21 protein-coding genes are annotated in these 22,346 nt (G+C 62.1%); 10 read left to right on the top strand and 11 right to left on the bottom strand.

Annotated features, from left to right (window positions below; genetic code table 11):
• From E8Q41_RS00110 to E8Q41_RS00100, 3 genes are read right to left on the bottom strand one after another with little or no spacing between them, the layout of a single operon-like run.
• Nucleotides 1-1,260, bottom strand: coding sequence for a VWA domain-containing protein (locus E8Q41_RS00110; protein WP_137153465.1), 1,260 nt, complete (start codon nt 1,258-1,260; stop codon nt 1-3).
• Nucleotides 1,261-1,268: 8 nt separating this feature from the next.
• A complete protein-coding gene (locus tag E8Q41_RS00105; protein WP_137153464.1) occupies nt 1,269-2,189 on the bottom strand; it encodes a MoxR family ATPase in 921 nt (306 codons plus the stop codon).
• Nucleotides 2,190-2,242: 53 nt separating this feature from the next.
• Nucleotides 2,243-2,692, bottom strand: coding sequence for a flavin reductase (locus tag E8Q41_RS00100; protein WP_137153687.1), 450 nt, complete (start codon nt 2,690-2,692; stop codon nt 2,243-2,245).
• A gap of 170 nt (nt 2,693-2,862) precedes the next feature.
• Here E8Q41_RS00100 and E8Q41_RS00095 point away from each other — a divergent pair, with 170 nt between their 5' ends.
• From E8Q41_RS00095 to E8Q41_RS00075, 5 genes are all read left to right on the top strand, one after another.
• Nucleotides 2,863-3,936: a branched-chain amino acid ABC transporter substrate-binding protein gene (locus tag E8Q41_RS00095; protein WP_137153463.1), complete on the top strand. Its 1,074-nt coding sequence runs from the start codon at nt 2,863-2,865 to the stop codon at nt 3,934-3,936.
• Nucleotides 3,937-4,029: 93 nt separating this feature from the next.
• Nucleotides 4,030-5,040, top strand: coding sequence for a P1 family peptidase (locus tag E8Q41_RS00090; RefSeq protein WP_137153462.1), 1,011 nt, complete (start codon nt 4,030-4,032; stop codon nt 5,038-5,040).
• Nucleotides 5,041-5,078: 38 nt separating this feature from the next.
• Nucleotides 5,079-5,564, top strand: coding sequence for a hypothetical protein (locus E8Q41_RS00085; RefSeq protein ID WP_137153461.1), 486 nt, complete (start codon nt 5,079-5,081; stop codon nt 5,562-5,564).
• A gap of 26 nt (nt 5,565-5,590) precedes the next feature.
• Nucleotides 5,591-6,052: a YaiI/YqxD family protein gene (locus tag E8Q41_RS00080; protein ID WP_246660026.1), complete on the top strand. Its 462-nt coding sequence runs from the start codon at nt 5,591-5,593 to the stop codon at nt 6,050-6,052.
• The gene (locus tag E8Q41_RS00075) at nt 6,049-6,993 is read left to right on the top strand and encodes an ADP-ribosylglycohydrolase family protein (protein WP_137153459.1); all 945 of its coding nucleotides are present in this window, start codon (nt 6,049-6,051) and stop codon (nt 6,991-6,993) included. Before E8Q41_RS00080 ends, E8Q41_RS00075 begins: the two co-directional genes overlap by 4 nt.
• Before the next feature lie 375 nt (nt 6,994-7,368).
• On the opposite strand, the gene E8Q41_RS00070 is transcribed toward E8Q41_RS00075, so the two are convergent.
• Nucleotides 7,369-8,049 carry a hypothetical protein gene (locus E8Q41_RS00070; RefSeq protein WP_137153458.1) on the bottom strand — a complete coding sequence of 227 codons (681 nt, stop codon included), beginning with the start codon at nt 8,047-8,049 and terminating at the stop codon, nt 7,369-7,371.
• Between the two features lie 256 nt (nt 8,050-8,305).
• Here E8Q41_RS00070 and crcB point away from each other — a divergent pair, with 256 nt between their 5' ends.
• The 5 genes from crcB (at nt 8,306) to E8Q41_RS00045 (ending at nt 12,105) form a co-directional block, all read left to right on the top strand.
• Entirely contained in the window at nt 8,306-8,683 is a 378-nt protein-coding gene (crcB, locus tag E8Q41_RS00065; protein ID WP_137153457.1) for a fluoride efflux transporter CrcB, read from the top strand.
• A gap of 27 nt (nt 8,684-8,710) precedes the next feature.
• Nucleotides 8,711-9,700, top strand: a complete 990-nt coding sequence (locus tag E8Q41_RS00060; RefSeq protein WP_137153456.1) for an RluA family pseudouridine synthase — start codon at nt 8,711-8,713, stop codon at nt 9,698-9,700.
• Between the two features lie 4 nt (nt 9,701-9,704).
• On the top strand, nt 9,705-10,355 hold the full coding sequence (locus E8Q41_RS00055; protein ID WP_137153455.1) for an HAD-IA family hydrolase: 651 nt from the start codon (nt 9,705-9,707) through the stop codon (nt 10,353-10,355).
• A gap of 13 nt (nt 10,356-10,368) precedes the next feature.
• Nucleotides 10,369-11,157, top strand: coding sequence for an ATP12 family protein (locus E8Q41_RS00050; protein ID WP_137153454.1), 789 nt, complete (start codon nt 10,369-10,371; stop codon nt 11,155-11,157).
• Nucleotides 11,158-11,247: 90 nt separating this feature from the next.
• Entirely contained in the window at nt 11,248-12,105 is an 858-nt protein-coding gene (locus tag E8Q41_RS00045) for a hypothetical protein (protein ID WP_137153453.1), read from the top strand.
• A gap of 140 nt (nt 12,106-12,245) precedes the next feature.
• On the opposite strand, the gene fghA is transcribed toward E8Q41_RS00045, so the two are convergent.
• From fghA to E8Q41_RS00010, 7 genes are all read right to left on the bottom strand, one after another.
• Entirely contained in the window at nt 12,246-13,082 is an 837-nt protein-coding gene (fghA, locus tag E8Q41_RS00040) for an S-formylglutathione hydrolase (protein ID WP_137153686.1), read from the bottom strand.
• Nucleotides 13,083-13,113: 31 nt separating this feature from the next.
• Nucleotides 13,114-14,148 carry a hypothetical protein gene (locus E8Q41_RS00035; protein ID WP_137153452.1) on the bottom strand — a complete coding sequence of 345 codons (1,035 nt, stop codon included), beginning with the start codon at nt 14,146-14,148 and terminating at the stop codon, nt 13,114-13,116.
• A gap of 9 nt (nt 14,149-14,157) precedes the next feature.
• On the bottom strand, nt 14,158-15,465 hold the full coding sequence (locus tag E8Q41_RS00030; RefSeq protein ID WP_137153451.1) for a replication-associated recombination protein A: 1,308 nt from the start codon (nt 15,463-15,465) through the stop codon (nt 14,158-14,160).
• On the bottom strand, nt 15,462-16,853 hold the full coding sequence (locus E8Q41_RS00025) for a DegQ family serine endoprotease (RefSeq protein ID WP_137153450.1): 1,392 nt from the start codon (nt 16,851-16,853) through the stop codon (nt 15,462-15,464). The genes E8Q41_RS00030 and E8Q41_RS00025 overlap by 4 nt, the downstream gene beginning before the upstream one ends.
• 133 nt (nt 16,854-16,986) lie before the next feature.
• The gene (locus E8Q41_RS00020) at nt 16,987-18,612 is read right to left on the bottom strand and encodes an FMN-binding glutamate synthase family protein (RefSeq protein WP_137153449.1); all 1,626 of its coding nucleotides are present in this window, start codon (nt 18,610-18,612) and stop codon (nt 16,987-16,989) included.
• Between the two features lie 159 nt (nt 18,613-18,771).
• A complete protein-coding gene (locus tag E8Q41_RS00015; protein WP_137153448.1) occupies nt 18,772-19,332 on the bottom strand; it encodes a histidine phosphatase family protein in 561 nt (186 codons plus the stop codon).
• A gap of 88 nt (nt 19,333-19,420) precedes the next feature.
• Nucleotides 19,421-21,340 carry a methyl-accepting chemotaxis protein gene (locus tag E8Q41_RS00010; protein WP_137153447.1) on the bottom strand — a complete coding sequence of 640 codons (1,920 nt, stop codon included), beginning with the start codon at nt 21,338-21,340 and terminating at the stop codon, nt 19,421-19,423.
• Nucleotides 21,341-22,346 lie beyond the last annotated feature (1,006 nt).

The following is a 22,346-nucleotide window of genomic DNA, read 5'->3' as shown; positions in this document are numbered from 1 at the left end:
TCAGTCCTTTCGTCTTTCGGGAAGAAAACGGCGCGGATCGGCGTCACGCGATGGCGCGCCCGACAGCGCACGGGCGAGATCGCCGATGGCGTCGAGATTGTGGACTGCCCTGAGTTCGTCGACATGGGCGGCCATGGCAATCACCCCGCGCGCCCGCGCCTCGAAACCTTCGAAGCGCAAAAGCGGATTGAGCCAGATCAGCCGCCGGCAGGAGCGATGCAGCCTGTCTGTCTCCTCGGCCAACAGCGTGGCGTCATCGCGCTCGAGCCCGTCGGTGATCAGCAGCACGGTCGCGCCCTGCCCCAGCACCCGACGCGCCCAGCGGCGGTTGAATTCCTTCAACGTCTCGCCGATGCGGGTGCCGCCCGACCAGTCCTTGACCGAGCCGAGGCAAAGCGCCACCGCTTCATCCGGATCGCGATGGCGCATGGCGCGCGTCACATTGGTGAGCCGCGTGCCGAACACGAAGGTATGGACGCGTTTGCGGCGCTCGGTCAGCACATGCATGAAATGCAGGAAGATGCGCGAATACTGGCTCATCGAGCCGGAAATATCGGCGAGCACCACCAGCGGCGGCTGCACGCGCCGGCGCTTGCGCCATTTCGGCAGCATCAGGTCGCCGCCGGTGCGCATGGCCGCCCGCAGCGTGGCGCGGGCGTCGAAGCGGGCGGGACGCTTGGAGGGCTCGTAGCGCCGGGTCAGAACCTCGTCCATCGGCAGCGTCAGCTTGGCCAGCGCCGCCCGCGCCTCGCGCAGTTCGACGGCGCTCATCTGCGCGAAATCCATCTGCCGGAACGTCTCGCGCTCGGAAACGGAGAAGCGGGAATCGATCTCGATCTCCTGCCGTTCCCGCGTCTGCTCGGGCCGTTCGGCGTAGAGCGCATCCGTGGCGCGCGCCTGCGCCGGGCGCGGCTTTTCCTTCTCTCCCAGATCCGGCGTCATCCGCGACAGCATCTGGATCAGCTTACCCTCGAAATCGCGCGGCCTCCAGAAGATATCAAAGACTTCATCGAACACAGCCATGTCTTCATGCCGCTTCACCAGCGTGGCCGATAGCGCCGTGTGGAATTCATCGCGCGAACCGACGCCGATCGCCTCCGCCGCCTCGATGGCGTCGATCACCGCGCCGGGGCCGATCTTCAGGCCGGCGCGACGCAGCGCTCGCGAGAAATGCACGATATTGTCGGCGAAGCGGCCCGCGCCCGGCGCGACCGGGGGAACGACGAGACCGTCCTGAACGCTCGAACGCCCCTCGATCATGGCCTCGCCTAGTCCGCCGCCAGAAGTTCGGCCTTGACGGCGTCGAGCGTCTGCCGTCCCTCGCTGCCCTGGATGCGGGCGATGTCTTCCTGATATTTCAACAGCGCGCCGACCGTGTCGGAAATGGTTTCGGGATCGAGCGCGACGCGATCGAGTTCGGTCAGCGCGGTCGCCCAGTCGATCGTCTCGGCGATGCCAGGATTCTTGAACAGGTCCAGCGTTCTCAGCCGCTGCACATAACCGACGATTTCGGAGGCCAGCCGCTCGTTGCAGCCGGGAACCTTGCGCCTGACAATGGCGAGCTCCAGCGTTGAGCTGGGATAATCGACCCAGTGATAGAGGCAACGGCGCTTCAGCGCATCATGCACCTCGCGGGTGCGATTGGTGGTGATGATGACGATGGGCGGCTCGGCGGCCTTGATCGTGCCGAATTCCGGGATCGTCACCTGATAGTCGGACAGGATTTCGAGCAGGAAGGCTTCGAAAGCCTCGTCGGTGCGGTCGAGTTCATCGATCAGGAACACCGGCGCAGCGCCCGAGGCGCTGGACAAAGCCTGCAGCACTGGTCGGCGGATCAGATGCTTTTCCGAAAACAGATCCTTTTCCAGCCGTCCGCGATCGGTCACGCCTTCGGCTTCGGCCAGGCGGATATCCAGCATCTGGGCAGGATAATTCCATTCATAGACGGCGGAGGAGACGTCGAGCCCCTCATAGCATTGCAGCCGGATGAGCTCGCGGCCCAGCCCCTTGGCGAGCACCTTGGCGATTTCGGTCTTGCCGACGCCGGCGTCGCCTTCGAGAAACAAGGGACGCCTGAGCTTCAGCGCGAGATAGAGCACCGTGGCGAGCGGCCGCCCTGCCAGATAATCCTGACTTTCCAGAAGCCGCAGCGTTTCGTCGATCGAAGCGGGCAGCGCGGTCTGGACCATCAGGCGAACTCCTCTCGACCCGGCGCGACGCGCGGGCATCCGTCCGCGCCAGACTACAGCGAATGATAGGAGCGGTCCATATAGACGAGCGCGGCATCCTGCCCGCCCAGTCGCAGGGATGCGACTTCGCCGATCAAAATCGTATGCGTCGTATAGGGAATCTTCTGCACGACGCGGCAGTCATAGGTCGCCACCGCATCTTTCAGCGTCGGCGCGCCGGTGGCGAGCGCATCCCACTCTCCATGAGCGAAACGCTCGTCCATCGTCAGCTTTTCGAGACCGGAAAAAGCGTGGCTCAACGGCTGGTGATGGGCGGCGAGCGAATTCAGCGCGAAGACGCCGCTGTCGAAGAAGATCTTGTTCTTCTCATTGTTGTGGTTGAGGCAGACGAGCACCGTCGGCGGCGCGTCGGACACCGAGCAGGCGGCGGTGACCGCCACCCCGCGGCGTTCGCCGTTCAGCGCCGTGGTGACGATCTGCACATGCCCGGCATAACGCGCCATGGCGTCGCGATAGAGTTTGGCTTCGACCAATGTCTTCCCGCCTTCGATTGTTGTTGATGACGCTATATACAGACGAAGGATTGAAAAAGTTCGAAGTCCAGCGATAGGCGCTTGCGAAATTGCGCCAATCCAGCTTTTGATGCGCACTCATCCCCAGGGGACGAAAACCTATGTCGATCAAGCCGTTCCTCCTCGCCGCCCTCGTCGCGGCGCTCGCATCCAGCGCCCTTTGCGCGCCGATCAAGATCGCCGTGGTCGCCCCGGAGGGCGAAGCGCTGGGCCTTCTCGGCGATCAGGTTCGGCGCGGCGGAAATGCCGCGGCCGGCGACAAGGCGGAACTGGTGACGCTGACCGAGAGCTGCGAAGACGGTTCGGGCCCGGCGCTGGCCGAAGCGATCAAGGCGTCGGGCGCCAAGGCGGCGATCGGCTTTCTCTGCACGGAATCGCTCGACGGTGCGCTGGCGCCGCTGTCGGAGGCGAAGATCCCGGTGATCACTGTCGGCATTCGCGCGCCCATTCCCATGGAGGACGCGCTCAAGCATGGCTGGCCGCTCTTCCGTCTGGCGCCGGGGTCGCAGGCCGAACGCGAGCGCATCACTGAAACCATTCGCCGCTACTGGGCCGACAAGCCCTTCGCCCTCCTCGACGACGGCACGATCACCAGCCGCGACACGGCCGAATGGGTGCGCAACGCGCTGGAGACGCAAGGGCTGAAGCCGACTTTCACCGATACGTTCCGCCCCGCCCAGGAAGTGCAGACGCAGCTGATGCGGCGCCTCGCGAAAGCCGGCGTCACCCATGTCTTCGCCGCCGCCGACCGCAGCGACATGGCTGTGATGGCCCGCGACGCGAAGAAGGCGGGCCTGCCGCTGGTCTTCCTCGGCGGCGACGCCTTGAACGCCGTGGATGTCGATGCGCCGCTCGAAGCAGGCGTGCTCGCCGTCACCCTGCCCGACTGGCCCGAACAGCCGGACGCCAAGACGGCGATCGAAGCGCTCAAAGCCACCGGCCAGTCAGCGGACGGCTACGCCCTGCCCGCCTATGCGGCCGTGACGATCGCCGTCGACGCCGCCGAGATCTCCGCCAATAGCGGGGCCGACATCGCCGAAGCGCTTGTAGACACGCCTTTCGACACCGCCATCGGACAAATCCGCTTCACCAAGAACCATGAACTGGCCGCCAATCCCTTCACTCTGATGCGCTGGACCGGCGAGAGATTCGAGCCGGCCGTGACAGTGGAGTAAGTCGCGCCAGAGGCTTGCGCAGTCAGCCGGATTCAATGTCTCAAGTCGGTGACTCAAACCTCGAGCAACCACCCCCAAACCACGGAGATCGTTATGAAAGCCGGCCCGCGCAATCTGCTGACCGATGTCGCCGGCCTCACCGTGGGGCATGTGACCGACGCCCGGCTTAAATCCGGCGTCACCGCCATTCTCTGCGATCCACCGGCCGTGGCTGCGGCGCATGTGATGGGCGGCGCGCCGGGCACCCGCGAGACCGATCTCCTGGAGCCGCACAACACCGTTCAGGCCGTGAACGCCATTACGCTGTCGGGAGGCTCGGCTTTCGGGCTCGACGCCGCCTCCGGGGTGCAATCGGCGCTTCGCGAGATGGGCCGGGGCTTCGCGGTCGGATCGGCGCGCGTGCCGATCGTGCCCGCCGCGATCCTGTTCGACCTGCTGAACGGCGGCGAGAAGGACTGGGGACGCCACTCGCCCTATCGCGATCTCGGCTACGAGGCCGCGCTCGCAGCTTCGGTCGAGTTCAGCCTCGGCTCGGTCGGCGCTGGCGCGGGCGCGCTGACGGCGGGTCTCAAAAGCGGTCTGGGTTCGGCTTCGGCCATCCTGCCGAACGGCTTCACCGTCGGCGCCCTCGCCGCCGTCAACGCGCTGGGCTCCGCCACCTTCGGCGCAACGCCCTATTTCCGCGCCGCGGCCTTCGAACTCGATGGAGAATTCGGCGGGCTGGGCCTGCCGCCGCAGCTGCCGGAGGATGCAGCCAGGATCTTCACCAAGATGGATCTGGGGCAACCCAAGGACGCCAACACCACCATCGCGGTGATCGCCACCGACGCCGTGCTGACCAAGGCCGAAGCCAAGCGGCTGGCGATGGCGGCCCATGATGGTTTCGCCCATGCGCTCTGGCCCTCGCATACGCCGTTTGACGGCGACATCGTCTTCGCGCTGGCAACAGGCGCCTCCGGGCGCCGTCCCGAGCCTGCGGATCTCGTCGCCCTGTCCGCGGCCGCCGCAGCCGTCATGGCCCGCGCCATCGCCCGCGGCGTCTACTCAGCCGAAGCCGAGGACGGCGACCTGCTGCCAGTGTGGACGGACCGAGCCCGCGCCTGATAGTCTTCCGCCACAAATCTCGATTCACGGAGCCTTCCATGCGCGCCTGCCTTACAGGTCTCCTCATCGCCGCAGCCTTCGCCGCGCCGGCTTTGGCCGATCCTACCGGCTCCTGGCTGGTGAATGGCGGCAACGCCGACGGGACGGGCGCCTATAAAGGCAAGATCACGATCAATCGCAGCGGCGAGACCTACAAGGCCGTCTGGATCGTCGGCGATACGAAATTCACCGGCACCGGCGTGGGAGGCGTGATGGCCAAAGGCGTCTTCACGCCCGGCCCGGCCTCCGAGGCGGACACCGCCATCTCCATTCTGTTCCGCAGCGGCAAGGATGTCGGCCTCGCCGTCTATTCCGAGCAGGCCGACGGCTCCTGGAGCGGCACCTGGACCTATGAAAATCTCGATCGCGTCGCCTATGAGATATGGACGCAGAAAGATGGCGCGCGCGCCATGCCCAAGACCAAGACGACGACTCCCCCGGACGCCAAGCCCCAGGCGCCCGCGCCCTCCGCGCCCAAACCCTGACCAGAACAGCAACTGACGGAAGTTCCTTGTCCCCGATCGAAATCTATGTCGACGCTGACGCCTGCCCGGTGAAGCCGGAAATCCTGAAGGTCGCCGAGCGGCATGGCCTGAGGGTGACGCTCGTCGCCAATTCCGGCCTGCGCCCGTCGCGAGATCCGCTTGTGCGCAACATTATCGTGTCCAACGGTTTCGACGCCGCCGACAACTGGATCGCCGACGAGGTCAAGACCAACGACATCGTCATCACCGCCGACGTGCCGCTCGCCGTGCGCTGCGTGGCCAAGGGCGCGCATGTGACCGGCCCGACCGGCCGCGTCTTCGACCAGACCAATATCGGCATGGCCTCCGCCATGCGCGACCTCGGCCAGCATCTGCGCGAAACCGGCGAAAGCAAGGGCTACAACGCCGCCTTCTCTCCCCGCGATCGCTCGGCCTTTCTGGAGACGCTGGAGAAACTGTGCCGGCGGGCGAAGGCTGCCGTAACATGACAACCAAGCTGGACCGCGCACGGGGATGTCTTTTGGGGCAACTTACCGGTGACGCATTGGGCAGCCTCGTCGAGTTCCTGACGCCCGAGGAGATCGGGCGACGCTATCCCGATGGTGTGCGGGAAATTGCAGCGGGCGGAACCTGGGACACCATCGCCGGACAGCCGACCGATGATTCTGAAATGGCGCTCTTGCTCGCACGTACCATCGTTTCACAGGGCACATATGTTAAGGCCGCGGCCAGAAAAACCTATGAATACTTGCTGAGCACCAAGCCTTTCGACTGCGGGATGACCGTGATGAGCGGCATAAGAGGGCAACCGAACGAGGAGAGCCAGGCCAACGGCGCGCTGATGCGGATCAGCCCTCTCGGCATTTTCGGCGCGGATCGTCGCGGTCCGGACTTGGATGCATGGGCAGTTCAAGACGCTGTTATCACGCATCCCAACCCGGTCTGCCGTGACGTCAACGTCATTTTTGTGCGCGCTCTGTCGACTGCGATCGCCGACGCTCCGCCTCCACGCGAACTCTTTGCCGCTATGATCCGCTGGGCACAGGAATTGGACGTAGAGGAAAGTGTTGTCAGGGCATTGAGAGCCGCGGAAGACGGGCCTCCCAAAAACTTCCTTCATCAGCAGGGCTGGGTGCTGATCGCGTTTCAGAATGCGGTACACAGGATGTTGAACTGTTCGAATGTCGAAGACGCAGTCGTTGCGACTATCGCTTGCGGCGGCGACACGGATACGAATGCCGCAATCTGCGGCGCGCTGATGGGCGCGCTCTACGGGATCGACGCAATTCCATTGCAGTGGCGGGACGCGGTCCTCTCATGCAGACCGGAAGTGGGCAGGTTGGACGTTCGGCGCCCGAGACCAGTTGATCTCTGGCCGATTGATGGGAAGAAATTTGCAGAAGAACTCCTTTTCCGCAAAACATCCTGAAGGGCCCGCAGGCTATGATCGCAATGAAGCAACGGACGCAACCCAAAGCAATTTTTTGGCGAATGCGCGAACAATCAATGTCAAAGCTGCCAGAATTGCCGCAGCAAGCCAAATCGATTACCATAAAAATAATAAACAATATAGAAAATAAATCAAACATACATATTTAGTCGGACCTTTGTATAAAAGGGAATTACCTCAGTTGTTTTTGCAATATTTTTTGATATATTGCGTGATTACCGTCGAAATATTGATATACATTTCCGCCAAAAATTGCATAATTTTAATGAAGCGCACTTACTTCGATAAAAGTGAAAAAGCAGAAATATTTGATTTAAAATACTACATACTAAAAACAATATAATATATTTTTCCCTAACGATTGAACAGGAAATAATCAAAGCGTGAAACAAACTTTTTACCAGATGCCGTTTTAAATTCCAAAATATACTTTGGACTGAATTGCTCTTCCCAACGGAAACTCCATAAATTATCTACTCCAGTTGTAAATTTAATATTGTATATAACTTTGTTTCCAAATAGATCTCGGCCATTTTCGAGCAAACAACGTTCGAATTTTCGCATACTAGATAACTCAGCATCGCATTTAATATGATTCCCCGCCAATTTCTTGAACGGTATATTCAGTGAAAGAACGAAGGCTTTAGCCTCGTGAGGCGCGATAGTGAAAGGTGTTTTTTGCTCATCCATAATAGGCGAAAAATTTTCTAGAATAGGACTCGTATCACTTGTATAGATTGGCATATTATTCTCCAATATTTGGAAAACACGATAATCAACGAGTGAAACGGGCTTATCGTTTTCATTGAATATGCGAACCTTCCAGCTTATTGGACCGAGCATTGGAGACGGCTCAACATCATGCGACTTTAGCAACCCAACTCCCAAGATTTTTATAGGTCTGTCAGTCTCGATACGACTTTCGACCACAACCTGAATATTATCATCTTCTGGCCAAAATTGGGAGATCGCAGTTATAGTTGCAGTCAACAATCCTAGAACTCCGACAACAGAATTTATTGTCTCGTGCTTCATAATTTTAATTCGCCTCCATAAAAATTAATATATTATATTTTGATTTTACTTGATCTGTCAAATATATAATAGAAAATACATATGGAGCAATTCTCGCGGTAGCTCGGCCTCGATGACAAGGCCGTAATGGCTCTACACCAATGGGCTCAGTATTGGTCAACGGTTGACCATGCGTGTGATTTGAAGAACATGACGGCCGCACGAAAAGTAAGGAACGCCGCCGCTCAGGCGACGCGATCGAAACAGAGACACCTCCATGCTCCCCATCCTCCTCGTCGCGCTCGGCGGCGCGCTCGGCTCCGTCGCCCGCTATCTCACCGGCGTTTTGACCACCCGCCTGTTTGGCCCTTCCTTTCCCTGGGGCACGCTGATCGTCAACATCGCCGGCTCCTTCGCCATCGGCGTCCTGGTGGAGCTGATCGCGCGCAGGCTCAATGCGTCGATGGAGATGCGGCTGTTCCTGGTCACCGGCGTCATGGGCGGGTTCACGACGCTGTCGTCTTTCTCGCTCGATTTCGCCACTTTGTTCGAGCGCGGCGATCTCGGGCTCGCTTTCGTCTATGTGGCGGCGACGCTGGTGATCTCGATTGCCGCGGTTTTCGCGGGGCTGGCGCTCGGGCGCGCTTTGCTCTAAAGCCTGCCGAAAAGGAAAATTGAGACGATGGCTGGCGTAGAGCATAAACAGGTGGAAACAGACGAAGCGGGCATGCGGCTCGATCGCTGGTTCAAGGTTCATTATCCCGGACTGGGCTTCGGCCCGCTGCAGAAATTGCTGCGTTCCGGCCAGATCCGCGTCGATGGCGGCCGGGTGAAATCCGACACCCGCGTCCAGCCCGGCCAGACGGTGCGCGTGCCGCCGCTCGATGTCGACGAGAAGAAGGGCAAGCCGCTGTCGGGCAAGGAGCTCTCGCATTCCAGCGATCACGAGCTTCTGTCGCGCATGGTGCTCTATGAAGACAAGAAGGTCATCGTGCTCAACAAGCCGCACGGCCTGCCCGTCCAGGGCGGCTCCGGCGTGGTCCGCAATGTCGACAAGATGCTGGAAGCCTGGACGAGCCCGCGCGGCGAAAAGCCCCGCCTATGCCATCGCCTCGACCGGGACACGACCGGCGTCCTGGTGATCGCCCGCACCCGCGGCGCGGCGCAGGCGCTCACCGGCGCTTTTCGCGAGCGCGACACCAAGAAAACCTATTGGGCGCTGGTCAAGGGCGTGCCGCGTCCGGCTGAAGGCAAGATTTCGACCTGGCTGGTCAAGGAACAGACGCCGGATGGCGATCGCATGCGCGTCGCCAAGCATGGCGAGGACGGCGCCGATCACGCCGTCTCCTATTTCCGCGTCCGCGAACAGGCGGCGCAGCGCCTCGCCTGGCTGGAAATGGAGCCCTATACCGGCCGCACCCACCAGCTGCGCGTCCATGCCGCCCATATCGGCCATCCGATCATCGGCGATCCCAAATATTTCGAAGCCGAACAGGGCTGGGATTTCCCGGGCGGCGTGCAGAACAAGCTGCATCTGCATGCCCGCCACATCGATATTCCGCATCCCGACGGCGGCCGCCTGCGCGTGACCGCCCCCCTTCCCCCGCATATGGTCCAAACCTGGAACCTGCTCGGCTTCGAGGAAGGCAACGGCGACGACTACGGGGAATAAGCCTGTGAAACTGGTTCTCTTCGATTGCGACGGCACGCTGGTCGACAGCGGAAAGCTGATCCATGAAGTCATGGTCCGCACCTTCGTGCATCACGACATGCCCGAGCCGACTTATGAGGCGACGAAATCGATCATCGGCATCACGCTCGACAGCGCCATCGCCCGCATCATGGGCCAGGAGCATGTCGATGAGCGCGTGGCGGCGATGACGGCGCATTACAAGTCGATCTATAGCGATGTCCGCGCGCTGCCGCATTTTCAGGAGCCGCTGTTTGACGACATCGCCCATGTAATGGACACGCTGTCGGCGCGCGGCGACCTGCTGCTCGGCGCCGTCACCGGCAAGTCGCGACGCGGGCTGAACCTGATCGTCGACGCACATGGCTTCGAGAAGACCTTCTTCGTGTCGCGCACGGCGGATGACTGCCCCTCCAAGCCGCATCCGGCCATGGTGCTGGAATGCTGCACCGACGCGGGTATCGACGCCGCCGACACCATTGTCATCGGCGATTCCATTTACGATATGGGCATGGCGAAAGCCGCCGGCGCGAAAGCGATCGGCGTTTCCTGGGGCTATTGCGCCGTTGACGCGCTCTGGGACGCCGGCGCCGACGCCGTGCTTCACACCCCTCTGGAGATCCTGGCCCATGTCTGAAGAGGAAAAATCGATGCGCGACATATTCAGCGACCTCGCCGCGCCCGTGCTGTCGGATGAAGATCCGACACGCCGCGCCCAGATCCAGATGAAGCGGCCGCTGCCGAAGCGTTTCTACAAGGACGTGTCTGTCGAACAATCCGACGCCGGTTTCCAGATTCTGCTCGACGGTCGGCCGGTCAAGACGCCGATGAAATCCGCTCTCTTGCTGCCGACGGCCGCCGCAGCGGAAATCGTCGCGGAGGAGTGGCGTTCTCAGGGCGAGGAGATCAATCCCGCCAAAATGCCGGCGACGCGGCTGGCCAACACCGCCATCGATGGCATCGCCCGGGAGATCGACGCGGTTGCCGAGGATATCGTCTCCTTCGCCGGCACGGATCTCCTCTGCTATCGTGCCGAACATCCGGAGCGGCTGACCGCCTTGCAGGCGAGACATTGGGATCCGGTGCTGTTCTGGGCGGCGGACAATGTCGGCGCGCGCTTCATTCTGGCCGCAGGCGTCATGCATCAGGAGCAGCCGGAAGAGGCGCTCTCAGCCTATCGCCGCGCGCTTTCCGATCATCACCAGCCGCTCGCGCTCGCAGCGCTGCACACGATCACCACGCTGACAGGCTCGGCGCTTCTGGCGCTGGCTTTCGCCAAGCGCCGGATCGACGCCGAAGCGGCCTGGGCGGCGGCCCATGTCGACGAGGATTTCAACATCGAGCAATGGGGCTCCGACGCCGAAGCAGAGGCCAGACGCAAGGCCCGCTGGATCGAAATGAAAACAGCCGCCGATCTGTTTCACAGTCTCTCCGCTTAACGGAGAGACTACGCGCCGCCGCTCGTTAACGCTACGCTAACCATAAACGTTCATGGTCGCTTAAGCACTTGCTTAAGGGGGAATCGAACGATGCTGGGGCATTTTCTGCGCGTGGTCGTCATCTTAGCGGCTGGCGTCCTTCTGTCCGCCTGCGGAACCAGACCGAAGAGCCTGCCGGAAGTGACCCAGATCTACGAGGTCCGCGCGGCGCTGGTCACCGGCAATGCCGGAACGCCCAAAAAGCTCATGAGCGCCATTCAGGACCGGCTGGACGATGCGATCGCCGCCACCGTGCGGCCGACCCCCATGCCCCGCGCGGTGATGACGGTGCATATCGTCGACGTCCAGCAGGCCCCGACCGAAGACGGACTGCAAACGCAGACCGAAATTTCCGTGATGTTGACCGACGTCGTCTCGGGACATCCCGTGCATGTCCGCAGCTATCTGGTGCTGAGCCTTTCGGTCGACCGTCGCGCCGCCAACTGGTCGGCCGCGGAAGCCATCGCAGCGCGCCTCCGCTACGAATATCGCCTCAACCAGCCGCCGATCGTCAAGCGCCTGACCCACGACCCGCGCCTGTCGACCCAGATCAGCGGCCCGGCGCTGCCCGCCGAACAACAGATCGCGCCGTCCGCCGAGGGAGAGATCAAGCCGGTCGTCATCCCCCTGCAGAACGCGCCCGTGGTCGGCGCCGACCAGGATCCGCTGCTGAATTCCAAGACCCCCGTCACCGAACAGGCGGCCCCGGCGAAGGTGCCGCAGGCAGGAATGAACGACACGACGCAACCCGACGCGACCGCCCCGGCCACCGTGGAAGACGGCGCCAAGGCGAAGGTGGTGATCATGCCGAAAAAACCTGCCGCCGAACCTGCGGCGACGACGCCCGCCGCCGATGATCCGTCCGCCGACGGCGAACCCTGCGTCGAGACGCTCGAGAAGAAGTGCTGAGACCCTGCCTCTCCGTCGTCACCCTCGGCCTTGCGCCGAGGGTGTGAGCCAGTCAACCCGACCGCGACGTCGCGCCGGATAATCCGCGGGTAGATACGCAGGACCAACCCGGGCAGGACGATCGCGCAGTCAGTCGGGGCTTACTTCGCCAGACGCTCCGCGTGCCAGCGCAGATGATCGTCCATGAAAGTCGAGATGAAATAGTAGGAGTGGTCGTAGCGCTCGTGATTGCGCAGCGTCAGCTTCATGTCGGTATTCTCGAGCGCTTCCTCGAACTGCCAGGGGCGCAGTCCGGTCTGCAGGAAACTGTCGGCGAGCCCCTGGTCGATCAGGAATTCCGGGAACGTCATGCCGTCCTCGACCAAGGCCACCGCGTCATATTTCCGCCAGGCGAGCTCATCCGTTCCGAGATATTTCTCGAAGGCCGGCCGCGACCAGTCGGCGGTGGAGGGCTGGACGATCGGGGCGAAGGCCGAGCAGCTCTTGAAGCGGTCGGGATGCTTGAGCGCGATGGTGAGCGCGCCATGGCCGCCCATCGAATGGCCGAAAATACCCTGCCGGGTCATGTCGGCGCGGAAGGTCTTGCCGATCAACTCGGGCAATTCCTGGGTGACATAGGTGTACATCTGATAGTTCTCGGCCCAGGGCGCTTCGGTGGCGTCGAGATAGAAGCCGGCGCCCTTGCCCATCTGCCAGTTGGTCAGCTCATCCGGCACGTCATTGCCGCGCGGCGAGGTGTCGGGGCAGACGATGATCAGGCCGAGTTCGGCGGCGAGACGACGATATTCGCCCTTTTCCATGACATTGGCGTGGGTGCAGGTCAGGCCCGACAGATACCACAGCACCGGGCGCAATTCGTCCTTGGCCTGCTGCGGCACGAACACCGAGAAGGTCATGTCGCATTTGCAGGCCTCGGAGGCATGCGAGAAAACGCCCTGCATGCCGCCATGCGCGGTGGTTTCGGAAATGATGTTCAGCATGTGTAGTCTCCTGTGAAAGTCGGCGGCCTCAATGCCCGGCGCGGGTGGCGGCCAGCCATTGGTGAAGCTCGTCCTCGAAACCCGGCTTCATGCGGCCGGCGATCCGCGCGCAGGCGTCGAAAACGCTGGCGAGGTCGTCGCTCGGATCGCTGACGGCGGCTTTGAGTTCGGCGATGTAATCTTCGAAACCTCGGTAGCGCTCGGCATTCTGGGCGGCGTTGCGCAGCAGCGATCCCAGAAGCGCGATGGTCGCCGTATAGAGCGCCTTGAGGCGATCGACCTCCGGCAGCGACAGCGACGGCCGCTGCGTCGTCACGAAGACATCGAGATATTTGAACAGCAAATCGAACTTCGCCGCCCAGTCCGGAAGGCCCGCATCGAGATAAAAGCCCCTGACCGACGCGTCGATGCTCTCCTGCCGGCGCCAGCGGCCGAGATCGTAGCGATAAAGCGTCGACGGATCATGCGCGACCTTGCCTTCGAACAGAAGCGAGGTGGTCACCGCCCAGTCGAAATCGCCGATCACGGTTTTGCGCATGCGCCAATAAGGCTCATGGACGGACAGAAAGGAGTCGCGTCGGAAAAAACTGTAATAGAGCGAATTGCAGCCGCCCCGTCGCTGCGCATAGGCGTGAAACCGGTCAACCGGACTATCCTCCGGCAGAGCGTAGTCCAGGCGACGGAGTTCGGGCTCCCCCGCCGCGAAAATCACCACCGTCGGCCGCGCGCCGATGAAGTCGTCCGGCAGCCGAGCCAGATCGATCCCCGCCGCGCCCGCCGCCTCTTCGATGAAATCATCGTCGCCCACCGGCAGGATGAAAGGCGTATCGGCCGCCTCAACCGTGCGCATCAGGTTGTCGAGCGGACCAGCGCCCGGATTTTGCAGCACCGTCACGATGTCCGAATGCGCGGCGTAATGCGCCGCCTTGCCCTGCTCATCGGAATTGTCGGAAATGATCAGCCGACAGTTCCGCGCCCGCGCATAGGCGGCCATGCTATCGATCGAGGCTTTGGACGTCGCCAGCGGACGGCGGCTCGGCATGCATAGACTGACGAGGCTCATCCCCATTCCTCATTTCTCGCCCCGCTCCTCGCGGAGTTTCGTCCAATATTGCAGGCGCTTGTTGATCTCGCGTTCGAATCCGCGATCCGGAGGCGCATAATAGCGGCGCCGTCCCATCTTTTCCGGGAAATAATTCTGGCCGGAAAAAGCGTCGGGCTCGTCGTGATCATAGCGATAGCCATCACCATAGCCTTCCTGCGACATCAGCTTGGTCGGCGCGTTGAGAATGTGCTTGGGCGGCAAAAGCGAACCATTGGCCTTGGCGTCGCGCACCGCCGCCTTGTAGGCGACATAGGCGCCGTTGGATTTCGGCGCGGTCGCCAGATAGATGCAGGCATTGGCGAGCGCGAGCTCCCCTTCCGGCGATCCCAAGAAATCATAGGCGTCCTTGGCGGCGTTGCAGACCACCAGCGCCTGCGGATCGGCAAGCCCGATATCCTCCACCGCCATGCGCACGAAGCGGCGGGCGACGAACAGCGGATCTTCGCCGGCGTCGAGCATCCGACACATATAGTAGAGCGCCGCATCCGGATCGGAACCGCGGATCGACTTGTGCAGGGCGGAGATCAGATTGTAATGGCCGTCCTGACCCTTGTCATAGATCGGCGCGCGGCGTTGGACGACATTCAGCAGCTGCGCGGAATCGAACAGTTCGCCGTCGCGCGCCGCCCGCCAGACTTCCTCGGACAATGTCAGGATGGCGCGGCCGTCGCCGTCGGCAAGCGTCAAAAGCAGCGCGCGCGCTTCCTCGTCAACGGGCAAAGGCTTGCCCATCTCGGCCTCGGCGCGGCCAAGCAGCGAAGCGAGGCTCGCCTCGTCATGCGATTTGAAGGTCAGCACGCGGGCGCGCGACAGAAGCGCCGCATTGAGCTCAAAGGACGGATTTTCGGTGGTCGCGCCGACCAGCACGATGGTGCCGTCCTCCATCACCGGCAGGAAACTGTCCTGCTGCGAGCGGTTGAAGCGATGGATCTCGTCGACGAACAGCAGCGTCTGGCGCCCCTGCTCCCGCCGCATCCGCGCAGCTTCGAAGACTTTCTTGAGATCGGCGACGCCGGAAAAGATCGCCGAAATCTGCTCGAAATAGAGATCCGTTTCGCGGCTGAGAAGCCGCGCCACGGTGGTCTTGCCGGTTCCCGGCGGGCCCCAGAAGATCATGGAACCCAGAGATTTCGCTTCGATCATGCGCGTCAACGCGCCGTCGGGCCCGGTCAGGTGTTCCTGGCCCGAGACTTCGGCGAGGCATTTTGGCCTGAGACGGTCGGCAAGCGGCCGAATGGCGTCGGCGACGCCGGCATGATCGAACAGGCTGCTCATCGAATGAACTGCCGGATGCGCTGGCCGCCGCGATCGATCTCGACCCGCCAGAAATTGGGATCGGATTCGAGCATGGCCTGCAGTCCCTCGGTGGAGGTGATTTCCTGGCCGTTGATGGCGATGATGATGTCGCGCGGCTCGAAGCCGAGGCGGGCGGCGGGCGAGCCGCGGGAGATCTGCTCGATGACCACGCCCGTGGCCTCCGACGGCATCTGCAGCTCCTGGGCAAGCCGCGGCGACAGATTGGCCACCAGCGCCCCGGCGAAGGGATTGCGCCCGTCAATCAGCCGCTCATCCTTCGGCCGCGTCTCCGGCGCCTGCTGCAGGGTGAGGCTGACTTCGCGCTCCTTGCCGTTGTCGGAGACAGCAAGCGTCACGGTCGAGCCGAGGCCGGCGGTGGTCAGGCGATAGCCGAGCGCATCGGGATGTTCGACCGGGCGCCCATTGACGGCGGTGACGACCTCGCCGGGGCGCAGGCCCGCTTTATCCGCCGGTCCATCCTTGACGATCTTGGTGACCAGCGCGCCGCGCGCGAGCTTGAGACCCAGGGCTTCTGCGACCTCGGACGTGACGGGTTCGAACGTCGCGCCGACATAGGGGCGCGTAAATCCGCTCTGGCCGCCGCGCGCCGCCTCGATGAACACTTTCACCAGATTGGCGGGAATGGCGAAGCCGATGCCGTTCGAGCCGCCGTCGCGCGACACGATCGCGGTGTTGAGGCCGATCAGTTCGCCGCGCATATTGATCAGAGCGCCGCCGGAATTGCCGGGATTGATCGAGGCGTCGGTCTGGATGAAGAAGGAGAAGTCGCCCTCGCCCACCCGGTTGCGCGCCAGCGCGGAGACGATGCCGGAGGTCACGGTCTGGCCGACGCCGAAGGGATTGCCGACCGCCAGCACGAGATCGCCGACCTCGACGCCGTCGGAATCGCCGATCGGCAGCGCTTCGAACGAGCCGCCGCCCTGGACCTTCAGGAGAGCGAGATCGAGCCGCTCATCCTTGAACGTCACCTTGGCGGAGAATTCGCGCCCGTCCGACAACGCGATCTTGATGTCGTCGGCGCCGGAAATGACATGGTTGTTGGTGATGACGAGACCATCCTTGGCGATGATGACGCCGGAGCCGAGCGAGCTCTGTTTTTCCGTGCGGTTGGGCAGCCGCTGGCCGAAGAATTCCTCGAAGAACGGATCGGAATAGAGCGACGGGCGCTCCACGACCTTTTCGGCATAGACATTCACCACCGTCCCGGCCGTCTGTTTCACCAGTGGCGCAAAGGACAGCTGAACTTCGGCTCGGCTCTGAGGCAGCGTTTTCACCTCTTCCGCCCCAACAGGCGCGGCGAGCGACAGAGCCATGACCATCAACAGGATGCGCGGACGAAACAGCATGTGATTCCCTTTTTCTTGCGGTTTTCTTTCTCTCATTCCAGCGCGCGGCTTGCCAAGTGCGGCAACGACGCTTTGCGCCGGCCGCACTATAACGCGCCGATCGGGGCGAGATTTCATCGCAACCTGAGAAAAATCAGTGGGCGGGCGCAAAACTTTCCGCGCGGGCGATCTGCCAGGGAATGTGGAAGCGCACGTCGTTCGTCCCTTCCAAGAGTTCGCCGGACCGCAGCGGCGGATAGAGATGGGTGAACGTGGTCACCTGGCTGTGATTGATGCGCTTGTGGAAATGAAAGGGCTTGAATTCGGATGGGTGGTGCAGCCCGGCGCCCGCCACCACTTCCGCCAAAGCTTCGAGCGTCTTGGCGTGAAACTGCGCCACGCGCGTCGCCTTGTCCGGCACCACCAGCGCCCGCTGCCGATGCTCGTCCTGGGTGGCGACACCGACGGGACAGTGATCGGTGTGACAGGCCTGCGACTGGATGCAGCCGATCGAGAACATGAAGCCGCGCGCCATATTCACCCAGTCTGCGCCGAGCGCCATGACGCGGGCGATATCGAAGGCGGAGATGATCATGCCGGACGCGCCGATGCGGATCTTGTCGCGCAGGCCCGCCCCGATCAGCGCATTGTGCACGAATGTGAGGCCTTCACGCAGCGGCATGCCGATATGGTCGATATATTCCGAGGGCGCAGCCCCGGTGCCGCCCTCCTTGCCGTCGACCACGATGAAGTCAGGGGTGACGCCCGTCGCCAGCATCGCCTTGACTACGGCCAGGAATTCATGGGCATGACCGATGCAGAGCTTGAAGCCGACAGGCTTGCCGCCCGACAATTTGCGCAACTGGGCGATGAAGGCCATGAGTTCGAGCGGCGTCGAAAACGCCGGATGGCCTGCGGGCGACACGCAGTCGCGATCCATCGGAATGCCGCGGATCTCGGCGATCTCAGGCGTGATCTTGGCCTTGGGCAGCACGCCGCCATGGCCGGGTTTGGCCCCCTGGCTGAGCTTGATCTCGATCATCTTGACCTGCGGATCTGCCGCAGCCTTCTCGAAACGCTCCGGTGAAAACGAGCCATCGTCATGACGGCAGCCGAAATAGCCAGATCCGATCTCCCAGATCAGATCGCCGCCATATTCGCGGTGATAGGGAGAAATGCCGCCCTCGCCGGTGTCATGGGCGAAGCCGCCCGTCTTGGCGCCCTTGTTCAGCGCCCGGATGGCGTTGGCCGACAGCGAGCCGAAGCTCATGGCCGAGATGTTGAGCACGGAATGGCTGTAGGGCTGCGTGCAGTCGGGACCGCCGACAATGACGCGGAAATGGTGATCGGCGATCCGGGTCGGGGCCAGCGAATGCGAGATCCATTCGTAGCGCGGCTCATAGACATCGTATTCCGTGCCGAACGGCCGCTTGTCGAGCTGGCCCTTGGCGCGCTGATAGGCGAGCGAGCGCTTGTCGCGCGGGAACGGCCGCCCGTCCTTCTCGCCCTCGAAGAAGTATTGCCGGATCTTCGGCCGCAGGTCTTCCATGATGTAACGCGCATGTCCGCTGATCGGATAGTTGCGCAAAACCGCATGCCGGCTCTGGACGATGTCGTGAATGCCGACAACCGACAGGAACAGCGACAGAAGAAAAAAGCCGAGAATGACGGGATGAAAGAAACCCATCGAAATCAGGGCCAGGCCGAAGATCGCAACAAAGGCGATGCTGATGGTGAGCGGCAGGATGCGGGCGGAGAAGAGAAGACGGAACGCGGCCATGGTGCTACCCGAAAGGATGCTGAAGGCCGTAAATTACGTGAATTCGATTATACAAACGTGAAGCCGATACGGAGCATTCACCGCTTTTTCGTGCTCCGCCGCCTCTTTGTCTTGCGCTATCGTCGCGGTGCCGGGCGCGAACCCTTCGCAAAGGCCTCGTCAGGTTTCGAGCCGGCCCAGCACCGTCACGGCGCCCTTGTCCAGCGAAACGAAAATGATCTCGCCCGAGGCCGGGAAGACGCCGGTCAAACCGGTGATGTTGACCTGATGGGTGACGAGGACCACGGGCGCCGCCGGTTTCAGCGAACGGATCCAGGCAAGCGTCTGCGCGCTGCGCGCCTCGCTCTGCCCGGGTTCGCCGAAGAAGGAATTGAGGAGCGGCTGTTCGGCGACCTCTCCCAATCCGAGGCCGCGCGCTGTGTCGAGGCAGCGGCACCACTGGCTCGAATAGACGGAGGCGGTGTTGACGCCATTCTGACGAAACAGCGCGCCGATCCGCCGCGCCTGCGCCCTGCCCTCGTCCGATAGATTGCGTTGCGTCGAGCAATCCCTCAGTTGAAACCCGTCCGGATCTCCCGTTCCCGGCGCAGTCGCATGCCGCATCAGCGCCAACACGTCGCCGCGACGAAAAAGCGGCCAGATCTCCGCAGCCCAGGCGCTGCCGCCCGCCAGCATGGCGGCGGCGGCCAGACAAAATGCGCGTCTCTCGATCAGCGGCATGCGGCGTCTCCATCATCTCGAACCCTGAACGGACCAAGGACGCCCGGGGGAGCGTCCTTGGTTTATAGGGCGGAGACGCGCAGCCGGATCAGCCGACGGCGCGAAGCGCCCGGGGTGGATGAGTTGCAGCCCGCTCATTGCCGACCTTGAAGCGCGAGATCAGGCGGGCGAGCTGGTTGGCGTCGTCTGCGAGCCGGCTGGTGCTGGCGGTGGTTTCCTCGGCCATGGCGGCATTGCGCTGGGTGACCTGGTCGAGCTGGTTGACGGCGTCGTTGATCTCCTGAAGCTTGTAGGACTGGTCCTGGGCGCCGGAGGAAATCTCCTTCACATGCAGGTTCACCTCGCCGACATGCTGGCGGATGGCGGTGAGCACATTGCCGGTGGCGGTGACGAGGCGAACGCCTTCGGTGACCTCGGTCCCGGATTTGCCGATCAGGGCCTTGATATCCTTGGCGGCGCCGGCCGAACGGCTGGCCAGTTCACGCACTTCCTGGGCGACGACTGCGAAACCCTTGCCGGCCTCGCCCGCGCGCGCCGCCTCGACCCCGGCGTTGAGCGCCAGGAGATTGGTCTGGAAGGCGATTTCGTCGATGACATTGATGATCTTGCCGATCTCGGTGGACGCCTGTTCGATCCGCTCCATGGCAGCGACCGCCTCGCCGACCACGCTCGACGATTTCTCGGTGCTGTTATGCGCGAGCGTGACCGCCTTGGCGGCCTCGATGGCGCGCTCGGTGGACTGGCGGACGGCCACCGTGATCTCTTCCAACGCAGAGGAGGTTTCCTCGAGCGCCGCCGCCTGCTGTTCCGTGCGCCGCGACAGATCTTCCGACGCCAGGCGAAGTTCGCCTGAACCCGAATTGATCATGTCGATGGAGGCGCGCACCTCGGTGACCAGCACGCGCAGAACCTCCATGGTCTGGTTGACATTGTGCTGCAGTTCGGCGAATGCGCCCTGGAAGACGCCGCGCATCTGCTCGGTCAGATCGCCGTCGGACAGCGACGACATCACCCTCCGGACTTCGGACAGGCCGCTGCCGATCGACTCCACCAATTCGTTCATCGATCCCGCGAAAGCGTTGAGATCGGCATTGCCGAAATCGGCGCGGATGCGGCGGCTGAAATCGCCCTCCACGGCGGCGGCGACGATTTCTGCGATCGCCGCCTGCAGCGCCTCGCATTGCTGCTTGAGCGCGCGCTCCTGTTCGTTCATGGCGCGGACGCGGATGGCGTTCTGCTTGAACACGTCGACGGCGCGGGCCATGTCGCCGATTTCGTTGCCCTGATCGAGATAACGGATGGCGACATCGAGATCGCCGCCGGCCAGACGCCGCATCAGCACGGTGGTCTCACCGATCGGGCGCGAGACCCGGCGGATGACGAAGGCCATGGCGGCAACGCCGACCGCAAGGCCCAGGAGAAGCACGGCGACGCTGGCGATCCAGGCGTTGCGGAAACCGCGGATCGCCTCCTGATGCATCTCCTCGGCGGCGTCGACATTGGCGTCGCGGAAGGCGTCGGCGGCATCGTCGATCTCGCCATAGATCTTGGTCATCGAGTTGATGAGAAGATCGGACGCCTCCTTCTTCATGCCGGCGCGCGACAGCGCGATCATCTGGTCATGGGCGGCGAGATAGGCCGACAGCCGTTCCGTGAACACCGCATAGGCGGCCTTTTCCTTGGGCAGCGAAATCAGCGCTTCATAGCGGGCCATACGGTCGCGCAGCTTGCCGAGATCCTTGGCGATCTGTTTTTCCGTGGCAGCCATTTCCTCCGGCGTGCGATCCACGAGATGCCTGTTCTGCAGGCCGCGCAGATTGGCGATGGTGATGTTCAACCGGTTGGTGATATCGACCGCCGGCAGCGCCTTGGAGGCCAGCCGCTCGGTGTTGTCGAACACGCCGCTGATCGATAGGAGACCGAAACCACCCTGCGCGACGAGCAGCACGAACAGCGTCGCCATCATGCCGATGAGCGAAAATTTCAAGGAAGCGGTCTTTTTCAGCATGGGTCACATCCCTCTCTGGCGACGATCTTCACCCGCGCCCGGTTGCATCTCAGTCAGTCTCCGAGGCCGTGCTCGGACATGGCTCCGCCTTCGCCCGTTGGCTCAACGGGACGGCGTCCGTCTACGGCGCATCATGCAGCTGACTCTCTCGCGGGCATGCGAGAACCGCCCCGCTGCGCCGACGAAAGGATCGGCGCAAGCGTGTAGGAGCGAACCAACATCATTACCCTGCGTTGATGGAATATTAGGAAGGCGTGCGTTTAAATTATCCTAATAAGTTGCATAAGAAATCGATAAAATATATATTATCTTGCGGAGGATTCACGTTTTTGGGGGAGGCAGGCGCGGCAAAGGGCAACAGGACCGCCGCTGCAACCGCCAGCCATGACTGTCGCGCCTTGATGGCAGACTGCGCGCTGTCGTCGCGCTGCACGGTGGACGCACGGGCTCAAGGTCCGGCCTCACGTTGCGTCATGCTCAACGGCTTGAGGGGTGAGGCTATGCGGGCAGATCTTCCGGGCGGACATTCATGACGGAAACCCCTTCTCTTGAGGTTTCCCGTTTTAATCCCCGCCCGCAAACGCTGCGTGATTTAAGTCAAGCACGGGCAATGTGCCGCATGAAGAGGGATGCACTTTCGTCAAAGGAGCTGTTTTGTACTATAACATTTAGACGGTGCAAGCGCCAAACAACAATCACTTCCAGAGCCTTCACCATAGGATATAAAAATCCGCATATAAATTTCTCATAAAAACGCGGCCAATCATACTATATATTAGAAAACCAATCCTTGTTTACACTGATACTCTCGACAAGCCTTGTGCTTACACCAAGGTCAAACTGCTTAAGTAACTCACAAAGTCTTTCACCATCGATAAGATCAATAGCTATAGCCCCATCTCTGGTTGCCTCTTCGGAGGCCTGGCTAAAGCATCGTACCGAAAACGTGAATCGTTGGGATTTTGAGATTTCCGGTTTTCATGATTCCCTTCTGATTGGAGGTGTT

This window comes from Rhizobium sp. FKL33 (assembly GCF_005222915.1).
Classification (GTDB): domain Bacteria; phylum Pseudomonadota; class Alphaproteobacteria; order Rhizobiales; family Rhizobiaceae; genus Rhizobium_E.
Note: the sequence above shows the minus strand (reverse complement) of the source record. Positions and strands in the feature narration are given on the sequence as shown.

Bases quoted from the DNA above. Each gene is read 5' to 3' on its own strand.
- E8Q41_RS00090 (WP_137153462.1), top strand. From the start codon at position 4,030: ATGAAAGCCGGCCCGCGCAATCTGCTGACCGATGTCGCCGGCCTCACC.
- E8Q41_RS00030 (WP_137153451.1), bottom strand. From the start codon at position 15,465: ATGAGCAGCCTGTTCGATCATGCCGGCGTCGCCGACGCCATTCGGCCG.
- E8Q41_RS00050 (WP_137153454.1), top strand. From the start codon at position 10,369: ATGCGCGACATATTCAGCGACCTCGCCGCGCCCGTGCTGTCGGATGAA.
- E8Q41_RS00035 (WP_137153452.1), bottom strand. From the start codon at position 14,148: ATGAGCCTCGTCAGTCTATGCATGCCGAGCCGCCGTCCGCTGGCGACG.
- E8Q41_RS00070 (WP_137153458.1), bottom strand. From the start codon at position 8,049: ATGAAGCACGAGACAATAAATTCTGTTGTCGGAGTTCTAGGATTGTTG.
- E8Q41_RS00085 (WP_137153461.1), top strand. From the start codon at position 5,079: ATGCGCGCCTGCCTTACAGGTCTCCTCATCGCCGCAGCCTTCGCCGCG.
- E8Q41_RS00010 (WP_137153447.1), bottom strand. From the start codon at position 21,340: ATGCTGAAAAAGACCGCTTCCTTGAAATTTTCGCTCATCGGCATGATG.
- E8Q41_RS00075 (WP_137153459.1), top strand. From the start codon at position 6,049: ATGACAACCAAGCTGGACCGCGCACGGGGATGTCTTTTGGGGCAACTT.
- E8Q41_RS00095 (WP_137153463.1), top strand. From the start codon at position 2,863: ATGTCGATCAAGCCGTTCCTCCTCGCCGCCCTCGTCGCGGCGCTCGCA.
- E8Q41_RS00060 (WP_137153456.1), top strand. From the start codon at position 8,711: ATGGCTGGCGTAGAGCATAAACAGGTGGAAACAGACGAAGCGGGCATG.
- crcB (WP_137153457.1), top strand. From the start codon at position 8,306: ATGCTCCCCATCCTCCTCGTCGCGCTCGGCGGCGCGCTCGGCTCCGTC.
- E8Q41_RS00110 (WP_137153465.1), bottom strand. From the start codon at position 1,260: ATGATCGAGGGGCGTTCGAGCGTTCAGGACGGTCTCGTCGTTCCCCCG.
- E8Q41_RS00100 (WP_137153687.1), bottom strand. From the start codon at position 2,692: ATGGCGCGTTATGCCGGGCATGTGCAGATCGTCACCACGGCGCTGAAC.
- E8Q41_RS00105 (WP_137153464.1), bottom strand. From the start codon at position 2,189: ATGGTCCAGACCGCGCTGCCCGCTTCGATCGACGAAACGCTGCGGCTT.
- E8Q41_RS00020 (WP_137153449.1), bottom strand. From the start codon at position 18,612: ATGGCCGCGTTCCGTCTTCTCTTCTCCGCCCGCATCCTGCCGCTCACC.
- E8Q41_RS00025 (WP_137153450.1), bottom strand. From the start codon at position 16,853: ATGCTGTTTCGTCCGCGCATCCTGTTGATGGTCATGGCTCTGTCGCTC.
- E8Q41_RS00045 (WP_137153453.1), top strand. From the start codon at position 11,248: ATGCTGGGGCATTTTCTGCGCGTGGTCGTCATCTTAGCGGCTGGCGTC.
- E8Q41_RS00015 (WP_137153448.1), bottom strand. From the start codon at position 19,332: ATGCCGCTGATCGAGAGACGCGCATTTTGTCTGGCCGCCGCCGCCATG.